The organism is Tsukamurella hominis, from assembly GCF_965137015.1.
In the GTDB taxonomy this organism is placed as follows: Bacteria; Actinomycetota; Actinomycetes; order Mycobacteriales; family Mycobacteriaceae; genus Tsukamurella; species Tsukamurella hominis.
The window spans coordinates 81,295-94,879 of record NZ_CBCRZG010000003.1 but is presented as its reverse complement, the minus strand read 5'-3'; the positions used below and the strand labels follow the sequence as shown (position 1 = coordinate 94,879).

Here is a 13,585-nt window from a genome sequence, read left to right as displayed (position 1 = left end):
GCGCTACAGCCGCAGGATGGGCAGGTAGCGCGCGATCTCGCCCGCGCGGGAGCCGCTGGCCGCGAGGTCGGCGGCCTCCGTCGCCTCGTCGACGGTGACGAGGCCCGTCGCGAGCCGCAGCCAGACGCGGGGCGCGCACTCCACGACGTTCGGGGGCGTCCCGCGGGTGTGCCGCAGTCCCTCGATGCACTGCACGGCGACGAAGGGCGGCACCCGCACCTCGACGGATCCGCCCGGCGCGTCCTGCGCCAGGGTGCGGGCCGTGGACCGGACCGCGGCGGCGATCGCGGCGCGCGGGGGAGCGGGCGCGTCGTCGTCGACGATCCAGTCCCGGACGGCCAGTACGGCGGCCCGCATCTCCGCCGGATCGATCGTCTTCGCCACGCGAACCCCCTGTCTCCGGGAAGAAACCTACTCGGCGATTCGTTTCCGCTGGCGGATCGGTCCTACAATCGGATCAGGCCACGCCCCCAGCCCCAGGAGTCAGCCGTGCAGCAGCTTCCGCTCAGCGTCGTCAACAACGCCCCGCTCGATGACGGTGAGGAGCAGGAGCCCCGGGAGGAGTGCGGCGTCTTCGGCGTCTGGGCCACAGGGGAGGACGTGGCGAAGCTCTCCTACTACGGCCTCTACGCCCTGCAGCACCGCGGCCAGGAGGCCGCCGGCATCGCGGTCGGTGACGGCCAGCAGGTACTGGTCTTCAAGGACCTCGGGCTGGTGAGCCAGGTCTTCGACGAGCAGACGCTGAGCTCGATGCCCGGCCACGTCGCGATCGGCCACTGCCGCTACTCGACCACCGGCTCCACCACCTGGGAGAACAGCCAGCCCATCTTCCGCACCACCAGCGCGGGCAACGGCGTGGCGCTCGGTCACAACGGCAACCTGGTGAACACCGCGGAGCTCGCGGAGCGCGCCGTCGAGCTCGGCGTCGCCGGCGGGCGCCCGAGCAAGGCCGCCACGTCCGACTCCGACATCCTCACGGCGCTGCTCGCGCACGCCGCCGCCGACCGCACGCTGGAGCAGGCGGCCATGGAGCTGCTGCCCACCGTGAAGGGCGCGTTCTGCCTGACCTTCATGGACGAGCACACGCTGTACGCCGCGCGCGACCCGCACGGCGTGCGCCCGCTGAGCCTGGGCCGCCTGGACCGCGGCTGGGTCGTCGCGTCCGAGACGGCGGCCTTCGACATCGTCGGCGCGTCCTTCGTGCGCGACATCGAGCCGGGCGAGCTGCTCGCCATCGACGAGGACGGCGTGCGCTCCACCCGGTTCGCCGAGGCCACCCCGAAGACCTGCATCTTCGAGTACGTCTACCTCGCCCGCCCCGACTCGGTGATCCACGGCCGGTCCGTGCACTCGACCCGCGTCGACATCGGCCGTCGCCTGGCCCGTGAGCACCCCGCCGACGGCGACCTGGTGATCCCGGTGCCCGAGTCCGGCACGCCCGCGGCCGTCGGCTACGCGCAGGCGTCCGGCATCCCCTACGGGCAGGGCCTGATGAAGAACGCCTATGTGGGCCGCACGTTCATCCAGCCCTCGCAGACCATCCGCCAGCTGGGCATCCGGCTCAAGCTCAACCCGCTGCGCGAGGTGATCCGCGGCAAGCGGCTCGTCGTGGTCGACGACTCGATCGTCCGCGGCAACACCCAGCGCGCGCTGATCCGGATGCTCCGCGAGGCCGGCGCCGCCGAGATCCACGTGCGCATCGCCTCGTCGCCGGTGAAGTGGCCGTGCTTCTACGGCATCGATTTCGCCTCCCCGGCCGAGCTCATCGCCAACGGCGGCGGCGCCGATTCCATGGAGGCCATGGTCGAGTCGGTCAGGGCCGCGATCGGCGCCGACTCGCTGGGCTACATCTCCCTCGACGAGATGACGGCCGCCACCGAGCACGCGGGCGAGTCCATGTGCCGCGCCTGCTTCGACGGGGTCTACCCGATCCCGCTGCCCGAGTCGACCTCGATGGGCAAGGCGGTCCTGGAGAACATGCTCAAGGCGGGCTCGCAGGGCGACCCGCTGCAGGCCGACAACGACAACGCCTCGGCGCTGCGCCGCCCCTGAGCGCGTCCCGGCGGGTCCTCGACTCCGCCGGGCGCCCGTGGGCTCCCGGTCCGGTAGCCTATGAATCCGTGACGGATTCCAACACCCACCCGCCGCAGGGTGCCTCGTACGCCGCTGCAGGAGTCGACATCGAGGCCGGTGACCGGGCCGTCGAGCTCTTCAAGCCGCACGCCAAGCGCGCGACCCGCCCCGAGGTCCTCGGCGGTCTCGGCGGTTTCGCCGGCCTGTTCGCGCTCAAGAAGTACCGCGAGCCCGTGCTCGCCGCGTCGACCGACGGCGTCGGCACCAAGATCGCGGTGGCCCAGGCTCTGGGCAAGCACGACACCGTCGGCATCGACCTCGTCGCCATGGTGGTCGACGACCTCGTCGTGACCGGCGCCGAGCCGCTCTTCCTGCAGGACTACATCGCCGTCGGCAAGGTGGTCCCCGAGACCGTCGCCGAGCTGGTCGGCGGCATCGCCGAGGGCTGTGTCCGCGCGGGCTGCGCGCTGCTGGGCGGCGAGACCGCCGAGCACCCCGGCCTCATGGCCGAGGGCGAGTACGACCTCTCCGCGACCGGCGTCGGCGTCGTCGAGGCCGACGAGGTGCTCGGCCCCGACAACGTGCGCGCGGGCGACGTCGTGATCGCCATGAAGAGCTCCGGCCTGCACAGCAACGGCTACAGCCTGGCCCGCAAGGTGCTGCTCGACTGGGGCCACATGGACCTCGGCGGCTACGTCGAGGAGTTCGGCCGCACGCTCGGCGAGGAGCTGCTCGAGCCCACGGCGATCTACGCCCTCGACTGCCTGCGCCTCGCGCAGGAGACGCAGGTGCGCACCTTCTGCCACGTCACCGGAGGCGGGCTCGCCGCGAACCTCGGCCGCGTGATCCCCGAGGGGCTCGTCGCCGAGCTGGACCGCAACACGTGGAGCCCGTCCGCCGTCTTCGCGCTCATCGCCCAGCGCGGCCGGGTGGAGCAGGTCGAGATGGAGAAGACCTTCAACATGGGCGTCGGCATGGTCGCGATCGTCGCGCCCGAGGACGTCGACCGCGCGCTGGCCGTGCTCACCGCACGCCACATCGACAGCTGGGTCCTGGGGACGATCAAGAAGTCCGACGGTGCGGGCGAGCGGGCCGTACTGAGCGGCTCGCACCCGAAGTTCTAGGAACGCCGTAGGCACCGTGACCGGGGGTCACGGTGCCTATCGGCGTGGTGTTTCGGAAGGTGCGAACCGCGTCAGGCGCGGCGCCACTCGTCCTCGCGGTACGGATCGCCCGCGATGTCGCTCCACTCGGGGTGTGTGGCGAGTACGTCGGCCTCGTCGGTCACGCCACCCGCCAGCTCGTCCTGCAGCCTCTTCAGGTCAGTACTCGGGGTGCTGTACTTCAGCTCCCGTGCAACCTTGGTCTGCTTCGCCTTTGCCCGGCCGCGGCCCATGGGGGACCCCCTTGCGCAATGAAGGGGCGGCCAGCTACCGGATCAACCGGTGGGTGGCGGCCCCTTTCTCCGTGTAGTAATTCTTCCTGCCGTCCAGTTTAGCGTGCTCGCGCCGATGGTGCTGCCGCCTGGGTGTCAGTCGGCGCGTTTGAGGGCCTTCGTGGCGTCCCGTTCGACCTTCGGGGGCAGGTCACCGGCCCGCAGGAGGGCCCGCAGCCGGTCCGGCCGCGTCGCGCGGAACAGGTCCCGCACGGTCGCTCCGTGCGCCGGGACCGCCGCGACGACGATCGGGTCGCCCGCCGCCACGGGCCCGGGCGTGACCACGCGGAAGTAGGCTCCGGAGTCGCCGCGGGCGAGGAATCGCGCCAGCCAGTCGTCCTCGCCGGACCACAGCGCGAAGGTGCGGCACGGGGTGCGGGGGATCGTCACCTCGAGCTCCAGCGCGGCGCCGATCCGCAGCCGGGTGCCGACCACGAGGTCGGTGGTGTCGCCGTCCAGGCGCAGGTTCTCCCCGAACCAGCCGGGCGGCAGGTCGCGGCCGAGCTCCTGCGCCCAGCGCCGCGCCTCGTGCTCGGAGTAGGCGTACACGGCCTGCTCCTCGCCGCCGTGGTGGCGGGTGTCGCAGACGTGGTCGGTGACCGGGCCCAGCGGGCCCACGTCGACGGCGTCCTCGACGGGGCGTTTGTCGATGGCCGTGCGCTGCTCGGGCTTGCGCGGGTCGAGCCGCCGCTCCTCGGCGACCACGCAGACCGCGACGACCCTGGTGGGCGTCACCGGCCGCGCAGACGGTCGACGGCGGACCGCCCGGCCTGTTCGCCGGCGTCCGCGGAGGGCGTGACGTCGGTGTCGATCGCGGCGGCGGCGCCGCCGGCGTCGAGCTTCGCGTCGTCGGGGATCGAGCGCTTGATCAGCGCGAGGGCGATGGGCCCGTAGTCGGCGTGCTCGACGACGGTGCCGAGCCGCCCGACGGTGCGTCCGTCCAGCGTCACGGGGTCGCCCGTCGCGGGCCGGGCGTCGGCGGAACCGTCGAGGTGCAGCAGCACGAGGCGGCGCGGGGGCCGGCCCAGGTTGTGCACCCGGGCGACGGTCTCCTGCCCGCGGTAGCAGCCCTTGTCGAGGTGCACGGCGGTGCCGATCCAGTCCACCTCGTGCGGGATGGTCTTCTCGTCGGTGTCGACGCCCTGCCGGGCGCGGGCGGCGGCGACCCGTCGGGCCTCGTAGGCCCAGGTGCCGGCCGGGCGCGCCCCGGCGGCGACGAGGGCGGCGAAGTCCGCGCCCAGCCGCTCGCGCGGGACGATGAGGTTCACCTCGCCGGGCTCGGTCCGCCGCACGCCCTCCACCTGCGCGGCGACGGTCTCGGCCTCGGGCCCGATCACGGTGAGCACCGCGAGGTCGTCCCGCGCCTGCACCTGCACGTCGGACCGGAAGACCATGCGCTGCAGGTACGTCGCGAGGTCCGGGCTGAGCGGGGCCTCCTTCGGCGCGAGCGCTGCGGGTTCGGTGTCGAGGTAGGTCGTGCCGTCGACGTCGATGAGGTGGAAGTGGTCGAGCACGCGACCGCTGCCGTCCAGGTTGAGGTTCTGCGTCGCGGTGCGATCCGGCAGGTGCGTGAGGTGCTGGCTGGTGATCGAGTGCAGCCAGGAAAGGCGCTCGGACCCGGTCAGGGTGATCACACGGCGGTGCGAGCGGTCGATCACCGCGGCGCCGCGCTCGGCCGCGCGCTGCTCCCCGAACGGATCCCCGAAATGCCAGGTCACACCGGTGTCCGGCGTGTCCTCGGGGTTCATGATGCCGGACATGGAATGTTCTTCAGTCGACACTCCTCAAGCCTACCCCGCTGGCCGCGCGGCGCTTCGGGGCGTCGAATACTGTTGCCGCCATGGCATCCGTGGTGGTCACCCTGGACGGTTCCGTGCGCGCTCCCGACGCGCCTCTCCTCTATGCCGACGACCTCGGCGCGGTCCGCGGCGACGGCTGCTTCGAGACCGTCCTGGTCCGCGACGGCGCCCCGCTCAAGGGCCGCGCCCACCTCGACCGGCTGGGCCGTTCGGCCGCCGCACTCGGCCTCCCCGCGCCCAACGACGGCGCCTGGTGGGCCGCGATGCAGCGCGCCGCGATGCTTTACGGCGAGGAGGCGGGGAGCGCCGAGGGCGCGCTGCGGCTCGTCTACACGCGCGGCCGCGAGTCCGCGCCCGGCACGCCCACCGCGTACGTCTCGGTCTCGCCGCTGCCCGACCGGGCGCGTCGCGCGCGGACCGAGGGGATCTCGGCCATCACGCTGAGCCGGGGCTATTCGACGGGGCTCGGCACCGACGCGCCGTGGCTCCTGCTCGGCGCCAAGACCCTCTCCTACGCCGTGAACATGGCCGCCGCGCGGTACGCGGAGGAGCAGGGCGCCGACGACGTGATCTTCACCTCCAGCGAGGGCCGCGTCCTCGAGGCGCCCCGCGCCACCGTCGTGATCGCCCGCGGCCGCACCCTCGTCACCCCGCCCGCGGAACAGGGCATCCTGCCCGGCACCACTGCGCGCGCCCTCTTCGACGCGGCGGAGGACAAGGGCGTCGCCACCGCCGTCGAGCCGCTCTTCCCCGTGGACCTGGTCATGAACGACGGGGTGTGGCTGGTCTCGTCGATCACGCTGTGCGCGCGGGTGCACACGCTGGATGGCCGCGCCCTGCCCGACGCGCCCATGGACGCGACGGTCCGCTCCCTCATCGAGGCGGGAATCGCGAACACCCCGTAGCGTTTCCGGACAATCCGGGCACGGCCTGCGGCGGCGCCGCGACGGGCATAGCGTCGCGGGATGAGTACGCGCGAGGACACCGGCACCGAGGGAGATCAACTCGGCACCAGTCTCAAACCCCGGCACATCACGATGATCTCGATCGCCGGCGTCATCGGCGCGGGCCTGTTCGTCGGCTCGGCGAACGCGATCAAGCTCGCGGGGCCGGCGGTGCTGATCTCCTACAGCCTCGCCGGGCTGTTGGTGATCCTGGTGATGCGGATGCTCGGCGAGATGGCGACGGCGCACCCGGACACGGGCTCCTTCTCGACCTACGCCGAGCGGGCGCTGGGCCGCTGGGCGGGCTGCAGCATCGGATGGCTGTACTGGCTGTTCTGGGTGCTGGTGATCCCCGTCGAGGCGACCGCCGCCGCGGTGATCCTGTCGAAGACGGTCGGCGGCCCGCAGTGGTCGTGGGCCCTGTTGGTGGTGGTGCTCCTCACCGTGACGAACCTGTTCTCCGTCGGGAACTACGGCGAGTTCGAGTTCTGGTTCGCGCTGATCAAGGTGCTCGCGATCGCGGCCTTCCTGGTGCTGGGTGCGCTCGCGATCTTCGGGCTGCTGCCGGGTTCGGGGGTCTCCGGCGTGAGCCACCTCTGGGACACGGGCGGGTTCATGCCGAACGGGGCCGGGGCGGTGATCGCGGCGATGCTCACCACCATGTTCACGTTCATGGGCTCGGAGATCGTGACGATCGCCGCCGCCGAATCGCCCGAGCCGGCCAAGGGCATCACCAAGGCCGTGAACTCGGTGGTCTGGCGGATCTGCCTGTTCTACATCGGCTCGATCTTCGTGGTGGTGGCGCTCGTCCCGTGGAACACCCTCGACTCGGCGACGGGGTCGTACCAGGCGGTCCTGCAGGCGATGAACATCCCGGCCGCCGCGGGGATCATGGACGTCGTGGTCCTCGTGGCCGTCGCGTCGTGCCTCAACAGCGCGCTCTACACCGCCTCGCGGATGCTGTACTCGCTCGCCAGCCGCGGCGACGCTCCCCGGGCCGCGGGCCGGACCACGAAGCGGGGCGTCCCCGCCGTCGCGGTCCTGGCGTCGATGATCCTCGGCTTCCTCGCGGTGATCGGCAATTACGTGCTGCCCGAGAAGCTGTTCGGCTATCTTCTGGCCACGACGGGCGCGGTGGCCCTGTTCGTCTACCTGGTCATCGCGGTGAGCCAGATCGCCCTGCGCCGCCGGGAGAGCACCCCGTCGCCGCTGCGCATGTGGTTCTTCCCCTGGGCGACGTACGCGGTGATCGCCTTCATCGTCTTCGTCATCGTCGCGATGATCGTCGACCCGGACCAGCGCAGCGCGGTCGGCCTGTCGACGGCGCTCGCCGTGATCGTGGTCGCCGCCAGCGTCGCGCATCAGAAGCGCATGGATCGACGGTCCGCGGTCGCCCCGGGCTGAGCGCGAAGGGCGTCAGCGAATCCGCCGTGCGCCCCGCGGCCGGGGCGCGCCCGGCCTACGGTGGACACAACGGGTTGGCCACGGTGCGCGACGTGTGCTGTGTCTCAACACTTGGGATCGGAGGCGATCTCTACTACCATCGGTAGTAATTACTACTGAACGTAGTAGAAGGGTCGGCGACGATGCCGGCCCGACCCCTCGGCCCAGGGAGTACGCATGACCGCGTTGGACATCGCCCGCTGGCAGTTCGGCATGACCACGGTGATGCATTTCATCCTGGTGCCGCTCACGATCGGCCTCGCGCCGATGGTGGCCACGATGCAGACCATCTGGCTGGTGACGGGGAAGCAGGCGTGGCTCAAGGCCACGAACTTCTTCGGCAAGCTCTTCCTCATCAACTTCGCCCTGGGCGTGGCCACCGGCATCGTCCAGGAGTTCCAGTTCGGCATGGCCTGGAGCGAGTACAGCAAGTTCGTCGGCGACGTCTTCGGCGCGCCGCTCGCGCTCGAGGGCCTCGTCGCCTTCTTCATGGAGTCGACCTTCCTCGGCCTGTGGATCTTCGGCTGGACCAGGCTGCCGAAACTCGTGCACCTGGGCTGCATCTGGATGGTCGCGCTCGGCGTGAACGCCTCCGCCTTCTTCATCATCGCCGCGAACTCCTGGATGCAGCACCCCGTGGGCGCGACCTTCAACCCGGAGAAGAACCGCGCCGAGCTCACGAGCATCTGGGAGGTGCTCACCAACTCGACCACCCTCGCGGCGTTCCCGCACACCGTCTTCGGCGCGTGGCTCACCGCCGGCACCTTCGTCGCCGCGATCGGCGGCTGGTGGATGGTACGGGGCATGCGCAAGGGCGACCCCGCCGCGATCGAGCTGGCGCAGTCGATGCGCCCCGTCACCCGCTTCGGCCTCGGCGTCATGATCGTCTCGGCCGTGGGCCTGGGCATCACCGGCGACGCGCAGGCCAAGCTCATGTTCGAGCAGCAACCCATGAAGATGGCCTCGGCGGAATCGCTCTGCCACACCGAGACCGGCGCCAGCTTCTCCCTGCTCACCATCGGCACGCACAACAACTGCGAGTCGGTGACGCACGTGCTGCAGGTGCCGTACGTGACCTCCTTCCTCGCCAACGGCGACCCCAACTCGACGCTCAAGGGCGTCACCGAGCTGCAGGCCGAGGCCGTCGAGAAGTTCGGTCCCGGCGACTACCGCCCCAACCTCTTCGTCTCGTACTGGGCCTTCCGCGCCATGATGGGGTGGTCGATCGGCTCGGGCGTGCTGGCGCTGGCGGGCTTGTGGGTCACCCGCCGCGGCCGCGTGCCGAACCAGAAATGGTTCAGCCGGATCTGCCTCATCGCGCTGCCCACGCCCTTCCTCGCGAACACCTCCGGCTGGGTGTTCACGGAGATGGGACGCCAGCCCTGGGTGGTGGTGCCCAACCCGAACGGCGACCCCACGATCCGGCTCACCGTGGGGCAGGCCGTCTCCGGCCACTCCGTGACGATGATGGCCTTCTCCCTCCTCACCTTCGCCGCGGTCTACGGCACGCTCTACCTGCTGTGGTTCTTCCTGCTCCGGCGGTACGTGATCAAGGGCCCGAACCTGCACAGCCCGCTGGATCCGCCGCACGACGACGATGATCCGCCCGCCGACACCGACGCCCCCGAGGGCGCGGAGCCGGGCCGGAAGGCCACGTCCGACCACCTCTCCTTCGCGTACTAGGAGGCCGCCATGACACTGCCCGACTACTGGTTCCTCGCCATCGGCTTCCTCTTCACCGGCTACTTCGTGCTGGAGGGCTTCGACTTCGGCGTCGGCATGCTCATGCCGATCCTGGGCCGCAAGCGTTCCCACGCCGACTCCGAGCAGCGGCGCCGCGTGCTGCTCAACACCATCGGCCCCGTCTGGGACGGCAACGAGGTGTGGCTCATCACCGCAGGCGCGGCGATGTTCGCGGCCTTCCCCGTCTGGTACGCCGAGGTCTTCTCCGGCTTCTACCTCGTGCTGCTCGCGATCCTGGTGGGTCTCATCACCCGCGTGTGCGCGATCGAGTGGCGCGGCAAGATCGACGAGCCGCGGTGGCGCGGCTGGGCGGACGTCGGGATCGGACTCGGTTCCTGGATCCCCGCCTTCGCGTGGGGCCTGACCTTCGCGAACATCGTGCACGGGGTCGACCTGGACGAGCGCGGCGGCATGACCAGCGAGGTCTGGGACCTGCTCAATCCCTACGGGCTGCTCGGCGGGATCGCGACCCTCGGCCTGTTCCTCCTGCACGGCGCGATCTTCGTGGCGCTCAAGTCCGACGGTGACGTCCGGGTGGACGCCCGGAGCCTCGCCGTGCGGATGTGGCTGCCCGTCGCCGCGATCGGCGCTGTCTTCGCGGTGTGGACGCAGCTCGAGCACGGCAAGGCGTGGACCTGGGCGATGGTGGTCCTGGCCGCCGCGGGGCTGCTCGCCGCGGGGCCGCTCGTCCGCGCCGGGCGGGAGCTGGCGGCCTTCCTCGCGACGTCGTTGACCGTCATCGGCGTGAGCGTGCTGCTGTTCGGCGCGCTGTTCCCCAACGTGCTCAACGCCACCGACCCGGCGCGCTCGATCACGATCGAGGCCGCCGCGTCCTCGCACTACACGCTGGTCGTGATGTCCTGGTGCACCGTCGTGCTGCTGCCGCTGGTGATGATCTACCAGGCGTGGACCTACTGGGTCTTCCGCCAGCGGATCTCCGTCGCGCAGATCCCGCCGTCGATCGGCCTCAGCCCCCGTGCCTGACACCCGGGCACCCGTCGATCCGCGGCTGCTCCGGTACGCGCGCAGCTCGCGCGGCTTGATGGTCACCGTGGTCGCGTGCGGCGTCGTGGAGACCGCTGCGGTGATCGCGCTGGCCTACGCGCTCGCGACGGCGCTGGCGCGGCTCGTGACCGGCAACGCCGACGTGACGCAGCCCGTCGCGCTGGCGGTGGCCGCCGTGGCGGTGCGGGTCGCGGTGAGCCACCTGCGATCCCGCATCGAGCGACGCGCCGCCGACCGGGTGGTCTCCGAACTGCGCTCCGCCGCACTGGACGCCGTCGGTCCAGGGCGGTCCCCCGTCGACCGGGAGGAACTGCGCACCGCGCTCACCCGCGGCCTCGACGACCTCCCGCCCTACCTCACCGGCTACGTCCCCGCCCTCGCGCTGAGCGCCATCGCGACGCCGGTCCTCATCCTCGCGATGTTCCTCGCGGACTGGGTCTCCGGCGCCATCGCGCTCGGCACCCTCCCGCTGCTGCCGATCTTCATGGTGCTCATCGGCCTGCTCACCCGCGACCGCACGCGGCGCCGCCTGGAGGCGATGTCGCGGCTCTCCGCGCGGCTGCTCGACCTCGTCGCCGGCCTGCCCACGCTGCGGGCCCTGGGCCGCGAGCGCGGACCCGAGCGCACGGTCCGCGAGCTCGGCGCGCGCAACGAGACCGAGACGATGGGCGCGCTGCGGATCGCCTTCCTCTCCTCCTTCGCCCTGGAGCTGCTCGCCACCCTGTGCGTCGCGCTCGTCGCGGTGAGCATCGGCCTGCGGCTCGTCTACGGCGAGATGACCCTGTTCGCCGGTGTTTTCGCGCTGATCCTCGCGCCCGAGGTGTACCGGCCGCTGCGCGCGGTCGGCGCCGGCTTCCACGCCGCCGAGCAGGGGCTCGAGGCCACCGGCCGGGTCTTCGCCCTGCTCGACGCCCCCGCGCCCGCTCCGGTGAGCGGCACCGCGGGCCCGGGCGTGCTCGTCGCCCGCGGCGTCACCGTCGACGGGCGGGACGGGGCGGCACCGTCGGGCTTCGACGGTGCCTTCGCCCCCGGCCGGCTCACCGTGCTCACGGGGCCCAACGGCGCGGGCAAGTCCACGCTGCTCACGGTCCTGGCGGGCCTCGCGGCGCCGGACGCGGGCGAGGTCACCGTCGACGGTGCGCTGCTCGCCGGGGGCCCGGACTGGTGGGCGCACGTGGCGTGGTGCCCGCAGCACCCGTACCTGGAGCCCGGCACCCTGGAACACAACTTCACGCTGCTGGGCGCCCCCGCACCGGATTCCGTGCCCGAGGTGCTCGCCGCGACGGGCCTCGACGAGGTGGTCGCGGAGCGCGGCTGGGAGCGGCCCGTCGGCACCGGCGGGGCCGGGCTGTCCGCCGGGCAGCGGCAGCGGCTCGCGCTGGCCCGCACCCTCGCCCTCAGACGCGAGGTCCTGCTCTTCGACGAGCCCACCGCGCACCTCGACGAGGAGCTCGCCGCGCGCGTCCTCGCCGAGCTCCGCGCCCGCGCGGACGCCGGCGCGACCGTCGTGATCGCGGCGCACGACCCGCAGGTACTGGCCGCCGCCGACGAAGTGCTGGAGGTGGCGCGTGCATGACCTGCTGATCTGCCTGCGGGCCATGCGGACCCGTCCCCTCGCCGCCCTCGGCGCCGTGGCCGCGGGCGTGCTCACGGCGGCGAGCGCCCTCGCGCTGGCGGGCCTCTCCGCGTGGCTCATCACCAAGGCGTGGACGATGCCGCCCGTGCTGGCGCTCTCGCTCGCCGTGACCTCGGTACGCGGGCTCGGCATCACCCGGGGCCTCATGCGGTACGTCGAGCGGCTCGCGTCGCACCGGGTCGCGCTGCGCGGGCTCACGGAGCTGCGGGCCGCGCTGTACCTGCGGCTGGCCGGGGCCGCGCCGGCGGAGTCCGTGCGGCTCTCCGGCGGCGAGCTGCTCGCCCGCACCGGCGCCGACGTCGACGCGGTCGGCGATGCGCTGGTGCGCATCGTGATCCCCGCCGCGGTCGCGGCGACGGTCTCGGTCGCGGCGACCGGCTGGATGTGGTTCCTCGATCCTCGCGCCGGGATCGCGCTCGCGGCCTGCCTGCTGGTGGCCGGCGGGGCTGCGCCGTGGCTGACGGCGCGCGCCACCCGCGACCGCGCGGCCGCGGAGGCCGCGGGCAGCGAGGCCTTCGGCGCCGCGGCCTCGGCCGTGCTCGACCACGCGGGCGAGCTCGCCGTCGCGGGGCGCCTCGACGAGGTGCGCGCCCGCGCCGCCCGCGCCGAGGACGCCCGACGGTCCGCCGTCGACCGCGCGGCCCGCACCGGCGCGCTGGCGGACGCGGCGATCCCGCTCGCCGTCGGCATCGCCGTGGTCGCCGCGCTGCTCGTCGCCGTCGCCCGGATCGACTCGGCGGCCGCGACCACGCTCGGCATCCTCGTCCTGCTGCCGCTCAGCGCCTTCGAGGCCGTCTCCGTGCTGCCCGACGCGGCGCGACAGTACGTGCGCTCCGCCGATGCCGCGGGCCGGATCGCGCCACTGCTGACCCTGCCCTCGGTGCCGGCCGGTACCGTGTCGGTCGCCCCGCACCCGCGGCTGGAGCTGGGCGCGCTGACGCTCGAACCCGGCGACCGCCTGGTGGTGCGCGGCGCCTCCGGGGCGGGCAAGACGACCCTGCTGCTCGCCCTCGCGGGTCTCGACGACCGCGGCGGCGAGGTCCTCGTCGACGGGACGCCCGCGCGCGCCTGCGCGGACCTGCCCGCGTCGGTGGGCTTCTTCGGCGAGGCCGCCCACGTCTTCGCGACGACGGTGGCGGAGAACTGCCGCGTGGCGCGCGGCGACGCCACCGACGCCGAGATCGACGCGGCGCTGCGCCGGGTCGGGCTGGGGGAGTGGATCGACGGCCTCCCGGACGGCGTGCGGACCCCGCTGGGGGACGGCGCCGACTCCCTCTCCGGGGGCCAGCGCCGCCGGCTGCTGCTGGCGCGGGCGTTGCTCAGCCCCGCGGGCGTCGTCCTGCTGGACGAGCCGACCGAGCACCTGGACGCCGCCGACGCGGAGCGGCTGCTGGCCGAGATCCTCGACCCCGCCGGGCTTTTCCCCGGGCGCACCGTCGTCGTGGCGGGGCACGCCGCGCCGCCCGACGGCGTCCCGCTTCACGATGTGGGGTTCTGAGCGGTCGGA

General features: G+C 72.7%; 12 protein-coding genes. 8 read left to right on the top strand and 4 right to left on the bottom strand.

Annotated features, from left to right (window positions below; genetic code table 11):
* Positions 1–3: 3 nt before the first annotated feature.
* Positions 4–357, bottom strand: coding sequence for a sterol carrier family protein (locus ACM9LD_RS05210; RefSeq protein WP_102103408.1), 354 nt, complete (start codon positions 355–357; stop codon positions 4–6).
* 132 nt (positions 358–489) lie between these two features.
* Between ACM9LD_RS05210 and purF the strand changes: the two genes are divergently transcribed.
* Both purF and purM read left to right on the top strand, forming a co-directional pair.
* Positions 490–2,052, top strand: coding sequence for an amidophosphoribosyltransferase (gene purF / locus ACM9LD_RS05205; RefSeq protein ID WP_415675696.1), 1,563 nt, complete (start codon positions 490–492; stop codon positions 2,050–2,052).
* Between the two features lie 68 nt (positions 2,053–2,120).
* Positions 2,121–3,197 (top strand): phosphoribosylformylglycinamidine cyclo-ligase, encoded by a 1,077-nt coding sequence (gene purM / locus ACM9LD_RS05200; RefSeq protein ID WP_415675695.1) that lies wholly within the window; start codon positions 2,121–2,123, stop codon positions 3,195–3,197.
* 71 nt (positions 3,198–3,268) lie between these two features.
* Here purM and ACM9LD_RS05195 read toward each other — a convergent pair whose 3' ends face one another.
* From ACM9LD_RS05195 to ygfZ, 3 genes are all read right to left on the bottom strand, one after another.
* Positions 3,269–3,469, bottom strand: a complete 201-nt coding sequence (locus tag ACM9LD_RS05195; RefSeq protein ID WP_068533291.1) for a DUF3073 domain-containing protein — start codon at positions 3,467–3,469, stop codon at positions 3,269–3,271.
* 135 nt (positions 3,470–3,604) lie between these two features.
* The gene (locus tag ACM9LD_RS05190) at positions 3,605–4,243 is read right to left on the bottom strand and encodes an MOSC domain-containing protein (RefSeq protein ID WP_415675694.1); all 639 of its coding nucleotides are present in this window, start codon (positions 4,241–4,243) and stop codon (positions 3,605–3,607) included.
* Positions 4,240–5,268 carry a CAF17-like 4Fe-4S cluster assembly/insertion protein YgfZ gene (gene ygfZ, locus ACM9LD_RS05185; RefSeq protein ID WP_415675693.1) on the bottom strand — a complete coding sequence of 343 codons (1,029 nt, stop codon included), beginning with the start codon at positions 5,266–5,268 and terminating at the stop codon, positions 4,240–4,242. The genes ACM9LD_RS05190 and ygfZ overlap by 4 nt, the downstream gene beginning before the upstream one ends.
* Before the next feature lie 80 nt (positions 5,269–5,348).
* On the opposite strand from ygfZ, the gene ACM9LD_RS05180 reads away from it, so the two are divergent.
* The 6 genes from ACM9LD_RS05180 to cydC all read left to right on the top strand — a co-directional run bounded on the left by ACM9LD_RS05180 (position 5,349) and on the right by cydC (position 13,576).
* A complete protein-coding gene (locus ACM9LD_RS05180; RefSeq protein ID WP_415675692.1) occupies positions 5,349–6,212 on the top strand; it encodes an aminodeoxychorismate lyase in 864 nt (287 codons plus the stop codon).
* Positions 6,213–6,272: 60 nt separating this feature from the next.
* Complete coding sequence (locus tag ACM9LD_RS05175; RefSeq protein ID WP_415675691.1) at positions 6,273–7,655, top strand: amino acid permease; 1,383 nt, start codon at positions 6,273–6,275, stop codon at positions 7,653–7,655.
* 216 nt (positions 7,656–7,871) lie between these two features.
* Positions 7,872–9,377 (top strand): cytochrome ubiquinol oxidase subunit I, encoded by a 1,506-nt coding sequence (locus ACM9LD_RS05170; RefSeq protein ID WP_415675690.1) that lies wholly within the window; start codon positions 7,872–7,874, stop codon positions 9,375–9,377.
* A 9-nt stretch (positions 9,378–9,386) separates the two neighbouring features.
* Positions 9,387–10,421, top strand: coding sequence for a cytochrome d ubiquinol oxidase subunit II (gene cydB, locus ACM9LD_RS05165; protein ID WP_415675689.1), 1,035 nt, complete (start codon positions 9,387–9,389; stop codon positions 10,419–10,421).
* Positions 10,414–12,018 (top strand): thiol reductant ABC exporter subunit CydD, encoded by a 1,605-nt coding sequence (gene cydD / locus ACM9LD_RS05160; RefSeq protein WP_415675688.1) that lies wholly within the window; start codon positions 10,414–10,416, stop codon positions 12,016–12,018. The genes cydB and cydD overlap by 8 nt, the downstream gene beginning before the upstream one ends.
* Positions 12,011–13,576, top strand: coding sequence for a thiol reductant ABC exporter subunit CydC (gene cydC / locus ACM9LD_RS05155; RefSeq protein WP_415675687.1), 1,566 nt, complete (start codon positions 12,011–12,013; stop codon positions 13,574–13,576). The genes cydD and cydC overlap by 8 nt, the downstream gene beginning before the upstream one ends.
* The last annotated feature ends 9 nt before the right edge of the window (positions 13,577–13,585 follow it).